This is a genomic window from Stenotrophomonas sp. EMP41, from assembly GCF_047495535.1.
Classification (GTDB): domain Bacteria; phylum Pseudomonadota; class Gammaproteobacteria; order Xanthomonadales; family Xanthomonadaceae; genus Stenotrophomonas; species Stenotrophomonas sepilia.
Genome location: NZ_CP179923.1, coordinates 3,902,424 through 3,915,115 on the forward strand (window position 1 = coordinate 3,902,424; position 12,692 = coordinate 3,915,115).

Below are 12,692 nucleotides of genomic sequence, written 5' to 3' on the forward strand. Positions count from 1 at the left end.
CGGCGATGACGGGCCGGGTTGCCGAAGCGGGCGGTTGCCGCCGCCTCACATCAACGCATCGGCCAGCCGTGCGATGCCTTCGCGGCTGCGCCGCCATGTGGGGCGGCTGCGCCATTGCTGCAGATCCAGCTGCCGCGCTTGACGCAGGTAGCCGTCCTCGATCGCACACAGCTGCTGCACCAGCGCACGGTCGTAGCAGATCAGGCCGATCTCGGCATTCAGCGCGAATGAGCGGATGTCCATGTTGATCGAGCCGAGCACGGCGATGTCCTCGTCCACACTCATGTGCTTGGCATGCAGGAACTGCGGCTCGTACAGCGCGATGCGCACGCCACAGCGCAGCAGCTCGTCGTAGTAGGCCTCCTGCGCCCACGAGGTCAGCCGCTGGTTGTTGCTGGCCGACAGGATCAGCTGCACCTGCACGCCGGACAAGGCCGCAATGCGCAGGGCGCTCAGGGTGGCTTCGTCGGGCACGAAATACGGGGTGACCATCACCAGCCGGCGCCGCGCCAGGTGGATCAGCGCCGCCACCGCATCGCGTGCGTTGCTGTAGGGATAGGCGGGGCCGCTGGGCAGCAGCTGGGTGGCGATGTCGTCGCTGCACTCGGGCACATCGGCGATCACGTCCAGGCGCTGGCCGGTTTCCATGTACCAGTCGCTGGCGAACACCGCTTCCAGATGCGCCACGGCCGGGCCACGCACGCGCGCCACCAGTTCGCGGTTCGGGTGGCCGGGCACGAACTGCGGGCCGGCCAGGTTCTGCGAACCGACATAGGCCACTTCGTTGTCGATCACCGCGATCTTGCGGTGGTTGCGCAGGTCCATGCGCCCGCTGCGGCGCCAGCGCAGGCCACCGGGCAGCATCGCGCGCACTTCGATGTCGCGCGCCTGCAGGCGCTTGCGATAGGCGCGCAGGCCGCGCTTGGCGCCCACCGCGTCGAGCAGCACGCGGCACTGCACGCCACGTGCAGCCGCACGCTGCAGAGCCTCGACGATCGCCTCGCCCACCGCGTCGTCGAACATCAGGTAGTACAGCAGGTGCACGCGGTCTTCGGCCTGGTCGATATCGGCGATCAGCGTGTGCAGCGATTCGTCGTAGTCGGTCAGCAGATCGACCGCGTTGCCGTGCACGGGCATGAAGTCGCCCTGGCGCTGCACCAGCGGCACGATCTCGGCGCTGGCGGTGTCCGGCTGCGGTGTCCAGCGCAGGCGATGCTGCAGCGCCTGTTCCTCGCGGATGACCTGCGAGGCCTCGGCCTGGCGGCGGATGCGCTCGCGCGACAGCCATGGGTGGCCGAACAGCAGGTACAGCGGCAGGCCCAGCAGCGGCACGAAGCCGACCAGCAGCAGCCAGCTGCGCGCCGCCCCCGGCGTGGTGCGGGTGGGAATCCAGCACAGCGCAACCAGCCGGATCAGCCAGTCGATCAGCAGCAGGTAGGAACCCAGCAACCACTCGAACAGCATCGTGTCGCCCGTCGGGAGGTGATGGGCCATTCTGCCCACCGGCCTTTGTGGAGTCGAGCCGCGCTCGACGGCCTTCCGGTCCGACCGCACAGCAGCCGAGCGTGGGCTCGGCTCTACAGGATGGATCAATGCCGCACCGGCACCTCGCACAGCTGCCGCACCGCGTCGGCATGGCGGCGGCCGTTGAGCGCCATGCAGGCAATGGCCTGTGCGGCCCGCTCCAACTGCGCCTCCGGCAGCGGCGACGGCGCGCCGTTGGCCAGTGCCAGATGGTGGTCGCACAGCAGCAGCGCCATGCCCTCGATGCCTTGCAGCATGCGCTGCAGGCGCAGCCAGCCCAGTTCCAGGTCCTGCCGGTGGGATGGGGTGTTCATGCAACCTCCTTCAACGGATCTGGCCACCGTGAAGGTGGCGGACGATGCGTGGTTGCAATACCGGGAACGGTAGCCACCAAACCGGCGGGCGCGAAGCCCCCACGCACCGTCCGCCAAAGAGGCAGATGGGTCGCCCGCCGTCGGCGGAGTTTTTCCGGCAACGGCGGGCGAGTTTACTGGCTACCGATTCGACGGGATTGCAAGCCCGACCGCTGCAACCGCAGCGGCTCGCCATCATGGGCACGGCAGGGCCTGTCGTTCCAATCGATTTGGAGCGCGCGAAGTGCCGGAACCGGTAGGCACAATCACTTATCGCATTCGGCCCATCGTTCCGCGCACGGCGCCATTGGCGACAGCCTGCGCGGGAAGTGTTGCAGTGCCGACCAACGGTCGGCACCCACCACGGCAATGCAGGAAGTACCCACCACCCGAATGCCAGACATGAAAAAACCCGCCACAAGGGCGGGTTTCTTCGCGGGGACCAGCAATCCGTGCGGATTACTTGATCTTGCCTTCCTTGTACAGGACGTGCTTGCGCACGACCGGATCGTACTTCAGGAATTCCATCTTCCCCGGGGTGTTCTTCTTGTTCTTGTCGGTCGTGTAGAAGTGGCCGGTACCGGCCGAGGAAATCATACGGACCTTATCGCGCTTGCCTGCCATGATGCTTTACTCCTCAGACCTTTTCGCCGCGCGCACGCAGCTCAGCCAGAACGGAATCGATGCCGTTCTTGTCGATGGTGCGCAGTGCATGCGCGGAAACACGAAGCTTGACCCAGCGGTTCTCGCTGGCCACCCAGAAACGGCGCTCGTGCAGATTCGGCAGGAAACGACGACGGGTCTTGTTGTTGGCGTGCGAGACGTTGTTACCCGTCTGCACTCGCTTGCCGGAAACCTGGCATACGCGGGACATTGCGCACCTCGATAGTAGTAGTTGTCAGCCCGTAGCCCGGGCGACGGCGGCCTCGATGGTTGCCCACCACACGTCAAGAGAATCAAAGGGTTACGCTGGCGTTGGGCGGCCGGGGACGTGCTCCCGGGGGCGCCGCCCGGTAGAAAACCGGACACAGCGAGCCGCGCATTATGCACGGGTTCAAGCACTTGCGCAAGTTACCCACAGGCGGGGCAGAACCGGCGGGGCCGGGGGGACTTCGCCAACCGGCATACTGGCCCGGATCACTGCGGAGCTTTCCATGCGGCTGCTGGCCCTGACCTACGGAACCGAAGGCGATACGCGCCCGCTGGCCATGCTCTGCCATGGGCTGATCGGCGCAGGCCACGCGGTGACACTGCTGGCCGATGGCGGCACCCTGGGCAGCGCGCAGGCCCTGGATGTGCCCCACGCGGCCCTTGAGGGCGACATCCATGACGAAGTGGTCGCTCTGGTGTCGCGTGGCAACGGTGTTGCCGCCGCCAGTTCCGGTCTGGCACGGATGGCGCTGCAGCATGTCAGCGGCTGGATGCGCCAGGCCGATGCGGCCGCAGAAGGCTGCGATGCGATTCTGACCGGCGGACTGGCGGCCTTCGTCGGCATGAGCGTGGGCGAACGCCGCGGAATGCCGGTCATGGGCACCGGCATGATCCCGCTGACCCCGACGCGGGCCTTCCGCTCTCCGTTCCTGCCACCGGGACGCTCGCCGGGCTGGTTGAACCGCGCCAGCTATGGGCTGGTCAACGGCCTGATCTGGCGCCAGTTCCGCCAGCCGATCAACGCGGCACGCGAGCAGTCGGGGCAATCGCCGCGCCGCGCGTTGTGGTCCGGCCTGCCGATGCTCTATGGCATCTCGCCGCAGCTGATGCCGCCACCGGCGGACTGGCCGGCCGACCACATCGTCTGTGGCCAATGGCGGCTTCCTGATGCGCCGTGGACGCCCCCGGTCGATCTGCAGGCCTTCCTCGATGCCGGGCCGCCGCCGGTGTACCTGGGCTTTGGCAGCATGACCGGGTTTGATCGTGAGCGCGTGCTGCCGGCCCTGCTGCAGGCGCTCGCGCCACGCCGGGTGCTGCTGTTTCCTGGCTGGGTGGGACTGCCTGCGATGCGCTTGCCCGATTCGGTCTTCGTACTGGGGCCGACCCCACACGAAGCGCTGTTCCCGCGTTGCGCACTCGCCATCCACCATGGTGGCAGCGGCACCACGCATTCGGCCTGCCGCGCCGGCATTCCCTCGCTGGTGATGCCGTTCGCCGCGGATCAGTTCTTCTGGGCCGATCGCCTGTATCGGTTGGGCGTGGCACCGGCACCGTTGTCACCGAAGCGACTGGATGCAGCAACGCTGGCGGCAGCCATCACCTTCGTTGAAACCGACGCAACACGCGCACGCGCGGCGGCCCTGGGCGTGGCGATGAGCCATGAGGACGGGGTGGCCTGTGGCGTGGCGATGATCGAGCGCTGGTTACGGCCGGTGTAACAGCGGCCAGGCCTCAGCGCAGGTGCGGAATCACCTGCGCCAGCAGATGGGCATCCTTGAGCGCGCCGTGCAGGCCGCGCTGGCTGGGAATGCGCAGGCGCTGCAGCACATCGTCCAGCTTGTTGCCCTGGCCGGGCCAGCGCCCGCGCGCCAGCTTCAGGCTGCAGGTGATGCGGCAATGCTGGGCCAGCGTGCCGGGAATACCAGACAGACGCAGCTCGTTGTCCAGGAAGCCCACATCGAAGGTGGCGTTGTGCGCGACCATCTCGCTGCCGCGCAAGAAGTCCAGCAGTTCGGCGGCCTTGCTGGAAAACAGTGGCTTGCCCACCAGCATCGCATCACTGATGCCATGCACGCGCTGTGCACCCCAGTCGACCCTGCGCTGCGGCTGCAGGTAGGTGTGGAACTGGCGGCCGCTGAGCTGACCATCGATCAGTTCGACGGCACCGATTTCGATCACCCGATGCCCCAGGCGATGGGAGATGCCTGTGGTTTCGGTGTCCAGTGCGACGATGCGATTCATGCGTGGCGATGGTTCCTGTTGCGTGCCGCGATGATTTTCGCATGCCTGCCGCAGGAAGCTCCCTCTGTAGAGCCGAGCCCGCGCTCGGCTCACGCGCGAAGCGCGGGCCTTGAGCGCTGGTGCCAGAAGCAGCCGAGCGTGGGCTCGGCTCTACAGATGCGCGCGCGCGATCAGCCCAGCGCTTCCACCACCCAATCGATGAACACCCGCAACCGCTGGCTCATATGCCGGTTCGGCGGGAACATCACGTGCATCGGCATCGGCGGCAGCTGCCACTCCTGCAGCACCGGAAGCAGCTCACCACGCGCCACGTGCGGTTCGGCCATGTAGCTGGGCAGCGCCACCACGCCCAGGCCCGCCAGCGCTGCAGCCAGATAGGCATTGCCGTCGTCGAAACCGACCGTGTAGCGGCCCTGCACCTCGATGCGCTCATCGCCGCGGCGTGCAACGAACACGCGTGCGCGGCCACTGCGCGGACTGAGGAAGCCGACCATGTGGTGGTCGGGTCCTTCGAGCGCGCGCGGGTCGGTCGGCAGGCCGAAGCGCTGCACATAGCCCGGACTGGCGTGGAAACCGATCAGCAGCGCGCCGAGCGGTCGCGCCACCAGTGCCGGGTCGGCCGGGGTGCCACCCCGGATCACACAGTCGACGTTGTCGGCGATGACATCGACCTCGCGGTCACTCACGCCGATGTCCAGCTGGATCTCCGGGTAGCGCGCCTGGAACTCCGGCAGCGCCGGCACCAGCCGCAGCCGTGCGTACGGTCCGGGCACATCCACGCGCAGGCGCCCGCGCGGTTGGGCAGCCGCATCGCCCAGCCCGCCTTCCACCTCGTCCAGCTCGGCCAGCAGCCGGGCGATGCGCGGGTAATAGGCCGCGCCGTCGGCGGTGACGCTGACCCGGCGCGTGGTGCGGTTGAGCAGGCGCAGCCGCAGGTGCGCCTCCAGCTGCTGCACCAGCTGGGTGGCCGTGGTGCGGCTGATCTGCAGGGTCTGCGCGGCACGGGTGAAGCTGCCGGTTTCCACCACGCGGGCAAACGCCCGCATCGCCTCGAAACGGTCCATGGCGGGCCATGATTGTTTGGAATCAGCAATCAATCTAGGCTGATCATCGCGGTTTATCCAGACAGCGCTGGCGCGGAGGATGGCGTTTTCTCCCTCGGGATCTTCCCCATGTCACAGCGTGATGTCGTTATCCCCACCGGCCGCCAGGCCCTGTACGCGCGCAACCGCTACTCGCCGGCGATCCGGTCCGATGGCTTCCTGTTCGTCTCCGGCCAGGTCGGCAGCCGCGAGGACGGTTCGCCCGAGCCGGACTTCGAAACCCAGGTGCGCCGCGCCTTCGAGAATCTCAATGCGGTGTTGGCTGCCGCCGGCTGCACCTTCGATGACGTGATCGACGTGACCGTGTTCCTGGTCGATCCGGAGAAGAACTTTGAGAAGGCCTGGGCGATCGTGCCCGAGTACTGGGGCGAGGCGCCGCACCCGACCCTGACCGGTATCGGTGTGACTTGGCTGTATGGGTTCCAGTTCGAGATCAAGGTGATCGCGAAGCTGCCGTGATACGGGTAGTGCCGGCCGCTGGCCGGCAACGCGGTGGGGTCGAAAAGCGTGTCGACCAAGGTCGACACCTACCAGAGCACATGTGCGCGGCGCACCCGAACGATGTGGTGGGGTCAGAGCCCTTTCCGGAGGAAAGGGATCCGACCCCGCGCCCGGCCCAGCTGAACGGGAGATTCCGACGTATTCCCGAGGCGGCCATTGATATTGTATCCGGCGAAAACCGCTTGCTAGCCTCCCGTCCATGCGCCGGATCACCCGCCAACTGCGTACGTACCTGATGATGCTGCTGATGGCGGCATTCGTGGTCGTGCCGGTGGCCGACGTGCTGGCCTGCGCGGTCGAGCCGCACGACACCACTGCGGTGCACGTGGAAAGCAACGCCAACGATGCCGAGGGTGACAGTGACGGCAAGCACGCCGGTGCCTGCAGCCACAACCACTGCCACCACTCCAACCTGAGCCTGCCGGCCAGCACCCTCGCCGCCTTCGGTGCGCCGCTGCCGGCGCGCTGGATGAATGCCGGCGACGCGGCGACCTATGCGGTCGCCCAGGATGAATTGACGCGTCCCCCCCGGGCGTGAGTTGAGCGCGTCCCGCGATTGCGGGCTCCCGTTTCACTCACAACCGGAATCCCCCTATGTCGATCCTGACACCTCGGTCGCTGCGTGCGGCCGGGCGGGTCGTCGCCGTGTTGCTGGGCCTGGCCCCAGCGGCATCGGTGATGGCGCAAGCCGCCCCTTCCTATGACACCCTGCTTGAACGCCTGGACCAGCTGCCCGGCACCCGCGTCGGTGCGGCGCTGGCCGAGGCCGCCGATGCGCGCGCCGACCAGGCCCGCGCGTTGCCCAACCCTTCCCTCTCCTACTCGGCTGAAAATGCCTGGGGCACCGGCTCCTACGGCGGCATGGGCAGGGCCGATACCGTGCTCACCCTGTCCCAGCCGCTGGAGGTCTGGGGCCAGCGCGGCGCGCGCGTCCGTGCGGCCCGCGCCGAGGCACAGGCGGCCAACCTGCGTGGCGCGCAGAGCCGCAGCGATGTGGCCAGCCAGCTGGCGGTGGTCTATGCACAGGCGGAGAGTGCATTGCGCCGCTACACCCTGGCCGAAGAAGCCCTGTCACTGACCCGCGCCGACGCCAACGCCGTCAACGCCATGGTCAGGCAGGGCCGCGAACCGCAGCTGCGTGCGGTGCAGGCACAGAGCGAAGTGGCCAATGCCAGCGCCGCGCTGGATGAGGCGCAGGCCTTCCGCGATGCCGCGCTGGCACGCCTGGCCGGTGCTGCACTGCTGGATGCGCCGGTGCAGTCGATCGGTGACAGCCTGCTCGACCGTGCGCCGCCGCTGCCGCGCGGTGCCACCGATACCGCACTGGCGGTGCGCATCGCCGAAGCCGAAGCGGATGCGGCGGGCAAGCAGGTCGACGTGGAGCGCAAGCGCGCCCTGCCCGAACTGAGCGTCACTGCCGCGCAGACCCGCTTCCGCGAGGGGGGCGAGCGTGCCTACAACCTCGGGGTCAGCCTCAGCATCCCGCTGTTCGACCGCAACCGCGGAGGCATCCGCGCCGCCAATGCCGACCAGCGCGCGGCCGAGGCACGCCTGGACCAGCAGCGCCGCGACAGCGAGGCGGCACGCCTCTCCGCCGTGGCCGGTTTGAAGGCCGCCGGCAGCCGTACCCGCGCCGCCGATGAAAGCGTGGTCGCCGCCGAAGAGGCGTATCGCCTGGCCCGCATCGGCTTCGACGCCGGGCGCATCTCGCAGCTGGAACTGCGCAGCACGCGCAGCGCCCTCATCACCGCCCGCGCCGCCGCCGTGGATGCGCGCCTGTCGCGCGTCGGCGCGGAAATCGATCTTGCCCGCCTTGAAGGGCGCGCACCCTTTGTGGAGGCCCCATGACCCTGTCCCGTTCCTTCCCCCTGATCGGCGGCCTCCTGCTGACCGCGCTGCTGGCCGGCTGCGCCGGCAACGCGCAGACACCTGCCAATGAAGACCTGGCTGCGGCCAAGGCCGGCACCGACGATGGCCACGGCCATGCCGCCGACAGCAAGGAGGCCAAGGCCGAATCCGCAAAGGCGCCCGCCGAGGCCGATGAGGGTGTCGTGCAGCTGACCCCTGAGCAGATCAAGGCGTCCGGTATCGAAGTGGTCGCGGTCGGTCGCGGTGGCGGCGGCTCCACGCGCCTGTCCGGCCGGGTCGAACCGTCGGTCGGTGCACGCGCCTCGGTGGCGTCGACCGTGACCGGCCGCGTCGAACGCGTGCTGGTCGCACCGGGCACCGCAGTGAAGCAGAACCAGGCGCTGGCCATCGTGGTCAGTGGCGAGGCAGCGGTGTTCCGCGCCAATGCGCTGGCCGCCTCCGCCGAGGCCGAGGCCGCGCGCCTGGCCTATGGCCGCGACAAGGCGCTGGTCGACCAGGGCGTGGTCGCCCGCCAGGAGATGGAAGCCTCGCGCGCACGGTCGCTGGCGGCACAGGCCCAGGCCGCTGCCGCGCAGGCCCAGGCCGCTGCCAACGGTGCGCCCGATGCCAGTGGCCGCGTGCGCATCACCAGCCCGGTGGCCGGCATCGTCGGCAACGTGCAGGTCACTCCGGGCGGTGTGGTCGCCGCCGGCAGTGCGGTGGCCGACGTCGCCGACCCGTCGATGAACGAGCTGGTGTTCACCGCACCGCCAGCGCTGGCGGCACAGGTCATGCCCGGCATGAAGCTGGAAGTCAGCGTGCCGGGGGGCAGCTTCACCGCGACCGTCACCGGTGCGGCCGCCGATGTGCGGCAGCAGGGCGGCGTCGCGGTGATCCGCGCCACGCCGGTGGATGCGTCGCTGCCGCCGGCCGGTTCGCCGGTCTCGGCTGTGGTGGTCACCGAAGGCCAGGACGGTTCGCTCAGCGTGCCCGCCGATGCGGTGCAGAACGTTGATGGCAGCAGCGCGGTGTTCGTCGCCGTCGAAGGTGGCTTCAAGGCGCAGCCGGTGCTGGCCGGGCGCCGTGCCGGTGATCGTATCGAGATCCTCGGTGGCCTGAGCGGCAACGAGCGCATCGTCGGTGCCAACGCCTTCCTGCTCAAGGCCGAGCTGGCCAAGGGCGAAGCCGAGCACGGCCACTGAGGAGGCGACCATGTTCAAGCTGATCATTGAAACAGCGGTGCGCCACCGCTGGCTGGTGGTGTTCATGGCGGCGCTGATCGCCGCCGTGGGCCTGTTCCAGCTGGGCAAGCTGCCGATCGACGCCGTGCCGGACATCACCAACCGCCAGGTGCAGATCAACACGGTGGCCCCTGCACTGACCCCGGAGCAGATCGAACGGCAGGTGACCTATCCGCTGGAAACCGCGCTGGCCGGCATTCCCGGCCTGACCACCACGCGTTCGCTGTCGCGCAATGGCTTCTCGCAGGTCACCGCGATCTTCACCGATGCCACCGACATCTACTTCGCCCGCCAGCAGGTGGCCGAACGCATGCGCGAGGCATCGGAAGACCTGCCCGATGGTGCCTCGCCGATGCTGTCGCCGGTCACCACCGGCCTCGGCGAGGTGCTGATGTGGACAGTGGACTTCACCGCGTTCGATCCGGCCAAACTGGCCAAACCCGATGAAGCGGGCTGGCAGGCCGGCGAGGTCTACCGCACGCCGGAAGGCAACCTGCTGCGTACACCGGAAGAGCGCGCCACCTACTTGCGCACCGTGCAGGACTGGATCATCGCGCCGCAGATGCGCTCCAGCCCGGGGCTGGCCGGTGTCGATACGGTCGGCGGCTACGTCAAGGAGTACGGCGTGCATCCGGACAGCGCCAAACTGGCCGCGCATGGCCTCGGCCTGGCCGACCTGGTCACTGCCCTGCAGCGTTCCAACGTGCAGGCCGGTGCCGGCTTCGTACAGCGTGCCGGCGAGGGCCTGGTGGTACGTGCCGATGGCCTGGCGCTGACCACCGACGACCTGGCGCAGGCGCCGGTGGCCACCCGCAATGGCGTGGTGGTACGCGTGGCCGATGTGGCCACTGTGGAACTGAGCCGCGCGCCGCGGCTGGGTGCGGCCAGCCGCAACGGCCATGAGGCCGTGCTGGGCACCGCGCTGATGATCGCCGGTGGCAACAGCCGCACCGTGGCCCAGGCCGCGGCGGCGCGCCTGGAACAGGTGAACAAATCGCTGCCGGCCGACATCGTGGCCGCGCCGGTGCTGGACCGCAGCGTGCTGGTCAATTCCACCATCAAGACCGTGGCCAGGAACCTCACCGAGGGCGCGTTGCTGGTGGTGGTGGTGCTGTTCCTGCTGCTGGGCAACCTGCGTGCGGCCACCATCACCGCGCTGGTGATTCCGCTGTCGTTCCTGTTCGCGGTAATCGGCATGAACCGCTTCGGCATCAGCGGCAACCTGATGAGCCTGGGTGCACTGGACTTCGGCATCCTGGTGGACGGTGCAGTGATCGTGGTCGAGTCGACGCTGCTGATGCTGGGCCAGCGCCGCGCCGAACTGGGCCGTGCGCTGACCGCGATGGAACGGCTACGCGTGGCCGCCGATGCAGCGCTGAAAATGGCGCGACCGGCGGCGTTCGGCCAGCTGATCATCCTGCTGGTGTTCGCGCCGATCCTCACGCTGGAGGGCGTGGAGGGCAAGACGTTCCACCCGATGGCGGCCACGTTCATGCTGGCCCTCGTCGGTGCCTTCCTGTTCTCCTTCACCTTCGTGCCGGCAATGGCCGCGCTGCTGGTGCGCGAGCCCAAGGTGAAAGAAGGTGACGCACATGCTGACGATGGCGAGCACGAAACCAGGCTGATCCGCGTGCTGCGTGCGCGCATCGAGCCGGTGATCCGCAAGGCCGTGGCGCATCCGCGCACGGTAGTGGCCAGTGCGGTGATGATGGTGGTGGTGGGCATCGGTTCGTTCTCGCTGCTGGGCCGCGAGTTCATGCCGACGCTGGACGAAGGCAACGTGGCGATGCAGGCCCTGCGCGTGCCGTCGACCTCGCTGGAGCAGTCACTGGCCATGCAACTGGCGTTGGAAAAGGTGATTGCCAAGCAGCCGGAAGTGGAAACCGTGTTCTCGCGCACCGGTACCGCCGAGGCGGCCATCGACCCGATGCCGACCAACATTTCCGACAGCGTGATCGTGCTGAAGCCACGCAAGGACTGGCCCGATCCGACGCTGGCCAAGGACGCGCTGGTGGCCCGCTTCGAAACGCTGGCTGGGCAGCAGCTGGGCAACAGTTTCGAGTTCAGCCAGCCGATCGAGCTGCGCTTCAACGAGCTGATTTCCGGCGTGCGTACCGACCTGGCCGTAATGATCTTCGGCGATGACTTCAGCCAGCTGCAGAAGGTGGCCGACCAGGTGGCGCTGAAGCTGCGTGCGGTGAACGGCGCGGCCGACGTGCGGGTGGAGCAGATCTCCGGCCTGCCCACGCTCAACGTGGCCATCGACCACGTGGCGGCGGCGCAGTACGGGCTGACTGCGGCGGATGTGAGTGATGCGCTGTCCACCGGCATCGGCGGTACCGCGGCGGGCAAGATCTTCGAAGGCGACCGCCGCTTCAACGTGGTGGTGCGCCTGGATGATGCCGCGCGCAACGATCCGGATCAGTTGGCGTCGCTGCCGATCGCCACGCCATCAGGGCTGGTGATTCCGCTGTCGTCGGTGGCGCGCATCACGGTCAGCGAAGGGCCGAACCAGATCAGCCGCAACAACGGCAGCCGCCGCGTGGTGGTGCAGGCCAACGTGCGCGGCCGCGATCTGGGCGGCTTCGTCGGCGAGGCGCAGGCCGCGGTGGCCGACGTGGCGCTGCCGCCGGGTGCCTACCTGACCTGGGGCGGTCAGTTCGAGAACCTGCAGCGCGCCGAGAAGCGGCTGGCGACGGTGGTACCCGTTGTGTTCCTCCTGATCGGCAGCCTGCTGTTCATGGCCCTGCGCAGTGGCAAGGAAGCCATTCTGGTGTTCAGCTGCGTGCCGTTGGCGCTGGTCGGCGGCATCCTCGCGCTGCTGCTGCGGGGCATGCCGTTCTCGGTGTCGGCGGCGGTCGGCTTCATCGCCGTCTCCGGCGTGGCCACGTTGAACGGCCTGGTGCTGATGCAGGCGATCCGCGAGCGCCTGGACGCCGGTGACCTGCCGCTGCAGGCAGCGATCAACGGTGCTTCCAGTCGCATCCGCGCGGTGCTGACCACGGCACTGGTGGCAATCGTCGGCTTCATCCCGATGGCGATTGCCAGCGGTTCCGGTGCGGAAGTGCAGAAGCCGCTGGCGACGGTGGTGATCGGTGGCCTGATCACCGCCACCGTGCTGACCCTGCTGGTGCTGCCGACGTTTGCGGCGAGGGTGGCCAAGCCGCGGGCGGTGGGATGACAGACCACGGGGTCGGATCCTGTGATCCGACCCCGTTTTTCCGATCCCT

General features: G+C 68.4%; 12 protein-coding genes. 6 read left to right on the forward strand and 6 right to left on the reverse strand.

Annotated features, from left to right (window positions below; translation table 11 throughout):
• Window positions 1–45: 45 nt before the first annotated feature.
• The 4 genes from cls to rpmB all read right to left on the reverse strand — a co-directional run bounded on the left by cls (window position 46) and on the right by rpmB (window position 2,751).
• A complete protein-coding gene (gene cls, locus ACMGRF_RS17920; protein ID WP_164284095.1) occupies window positions 46–1,464 on the reverse strand; it encodes a cardiolipin synthase in 1,419 nt (472 codons plus the stop codon).
• Window positions 1,465–1,589: 125 nt separating this feature from the next.
• Window positions 1,590–1,838: a hypothetical protein gene (locus tag ACMGRF_RS17925; protein WP_032960654.1), complete on the reverse strand. Its 249-nt coding sequence runs from the start codon at window positions 1,836–1,838 to the stop codon at window positions 1,590–1,592.
• A gap of 498 nt (window positions 1,839–2,336) precedes the next feature.
• Complete coding sequence (gene rpmG, locus ACMGRF_RS17930; RefSeq protein ID WP_169411268.1) at window positions 2,337–2,504, reverse strand: 50S ribosomal protein L33; 168 nt, start codon at window positions 2,502–2,504, stop codon at window positions 2,337–2,339.
• 10 nt (window positions 2,505–2,514) lie between these two features.
• Window positions 2,515–2,751, reverse strand: coding sequence for a 50S ribosomal protein L28 (gene rpmB / locus ACMGRF_RS17935; RefSeq protein WP_005411638.1), 237 nt, complete (start codon window positions 2,749–2,751; stop codon window positions 2,515–2,517).
• 280 nt (window positions 2,752–3,031) lie between these two features.
• On the opposite strand from rpmB, the gene ACMGRF_RS17940 reads away from it, so the two are divergent.
• Window positions 3,032–4,246, forward strand: coding sequence for a nucleotide disphospho-sugar-binding domain-containing protein (locus tag ACMGRF_RS17940; RefSeq protein WP_099494919.1), 1,215 nt, complete (start codon window positions 3,032–3,034; stop codon window positions 4,244–4,246).
• A gap of 13 nt (window positions 4,247–4,259) precedes the next feature.
• On the opposite strand, the gene dnaQ is transcribed toward ACMGRF_RS17940, so the two are convergent.
• Together dnaQ and ACMGRF_RS17950 are read right to left on the reverse strand one after the other, a co-directional pair.
• Window positions 4,260–4,769, reverse strand: a complete 510-nt coding sequence (gene dnaQ, locus ACMGRF_RS17945; protein WP_049415953.1) for a DNA polymerase III subunit epsilon — start codon at window positions 4,767–4,769, stop codon at window positions 4,260–4,262.
• A gap of 170 nt (window positions 4,770–4,939) precedes the next feature.
• Complete coding sequence (locus tag ACMGRF_RS17950) at window positions 4,940–5,833, reverse strand: LysR substrate-binding domain-containing protein (RefSeq protein ID WP_414485448.1); 894 nt, start codon at window positions 5,831–5,833, stop codon at window positions 4,940–4,942.
• A gap of 108 nt (window positions 5,834–5,941) precedes the next feature.
• Between ACMGRF_RS17950 and ACMGRF_RS17955 the strand changes: the two genes are divergently transcribed.
• The 5 genes from ACMGRF_RS17955 to ACMGRF_RS17975 all read left to right on the forward strand — a co-directional run bounded on the left by ACMGRF_RS17955 (window position 5,942) and on the right by ACMGRF_RS17975 (window position 12,643).
• The gene (locus ACMGRF_RS17955; RefSeq protein WP_111190436.1) at window positions 5,942–6,331 is read left to right on the forward strand and encodes a RidA family protein; all 390 of its coding nucleotides are present in this window, start codon (window positions 5,942–5,944) and stop codon (window positions 6,329–6,331) included.
• Between the two features lie 241 nt (window positions 6,332–6,572).
• Entirely contained in the window at window positions 6,573–6,911 is a 339-nt protein-coding gene (locus ACMGRF_RS17960) for a hypothetical protein (RefSeq protein ID WP_049415948.1), read from the forward strand.
• Between the two features lie 56 nt (window positions 6,912–6,967).
• Entirely contained in the window at window positions 6,968–8,221 is a 1,254-nt protein-coding gene (locus tag ACMGRF_RS17965) for a TolC family protein (protein WP_414485449.1), read from the forward strand.
• Complete coding sequence (locus ACMGRF_RS17970; protein WP_099485658.1) at window positions 8,218–9,423, forward strand: efflux RND transporter periplasmic adaptor subunit; 1,206 nt, start codon at window positions 8,218–8,220, stop codon at window positions 9,421–9,423. The genes ACMGRF_RS17965 and ACMGRF_RS17970 overlap by 4 nt, the downstream gene beginning before the upstream one ends.
• A gap of 10 nt (window positions 9,424–9,433) precedes the next feature.
• On the forward strand, window positions 9,434–12,643 hold the full coding sequence (locus tag ACMGRF_RS17975) for an efflux RND transporter permease subunit (RefSeq protein ID WP_049415942.1): 3,210 nt from the start codon (window positions 9,434–9,436) through the stop codon (window positions 12,641–12,643).
• Window positions 12,644–12,692 lie beyond the last annotated feature (49 nt).

Coding starts and splice junctions, on each gene's coding strand:
- cls (WP_164284095.1), bottom strand. CDS start 1,464: ATGCTGTTCGAGTGGTTGCTGGGTTCCTACCTGCTGCTGATCGACTGG.
- ACMGRF_RS17925 (WP_032960654.1), bottom strand. CDS start 1,838: ATGAACACCCCATCCCACCGGCAGGACCTGGAACTGGGCTGGCTGCGC.
- rpmB (WP_005411638.1), bottom strand. CDS start 2,751: ATGTCCCGCGTATGCCAGGTTTCCGGCAAGCGAGTGCAGACGGGTAAC.
- ACMGRF_RS17940 (WP_099494919.1), top strand. CDS start 3,032: ATGCGGCTGCTGGCCCTGACCTACGGAACCGAAGGCGATACGCGCCCG.
- dnaQ (WP_049415953.1), bottom strand. CDS start 4,769: ATGAATCGCATCGTCGCACTGGACACCGAAACCACAGGCATCTCCCAT.
- ACMGRF_RS17950 (WP_414485448.1), bottom strand. CDS start 5,833: ATGGACCGTTTCGAGGCGATGCGGGCGTTTGCCCGCGTGGTGGAAACC.
- ACMGRF_RS17955 (WP_111190436.1), top strand. CDS start 5,942: ATGTCACAGCGTGATGTCGTTATCCCCACCGGCCGCCAGGCCCTGTAC.
- ACMGRF_RS17960 (WP_049415948.1), top strand. CDS start 6,573: ATGCGCCGGATCACCCGCCAACTGCGTACGTACCTGATGATGCTGCTG.
- ACMGRF_RS17965 (WP_414485449.1), top strand. CDS start 6,968: ATGTCGATCCTGACACCTCGGTCGCTGCGTGCGGCCGGGCGGGTCGTC.
- ACMGRF_RS17970 (WP_099485658.1), top strand. CDS start 8,218: ATGACCCTGTCCCGTTCCTTCCCCCTGATCGGCGGCCTCCTGCTGACC.
- ACMGRF_RS17975 (WP_049415942.1), top strand. CDS start 9,434: ATGTTCAAGCTGATCATTGAAACAGCGGTGCGCCACCGCTGGCTGGTG.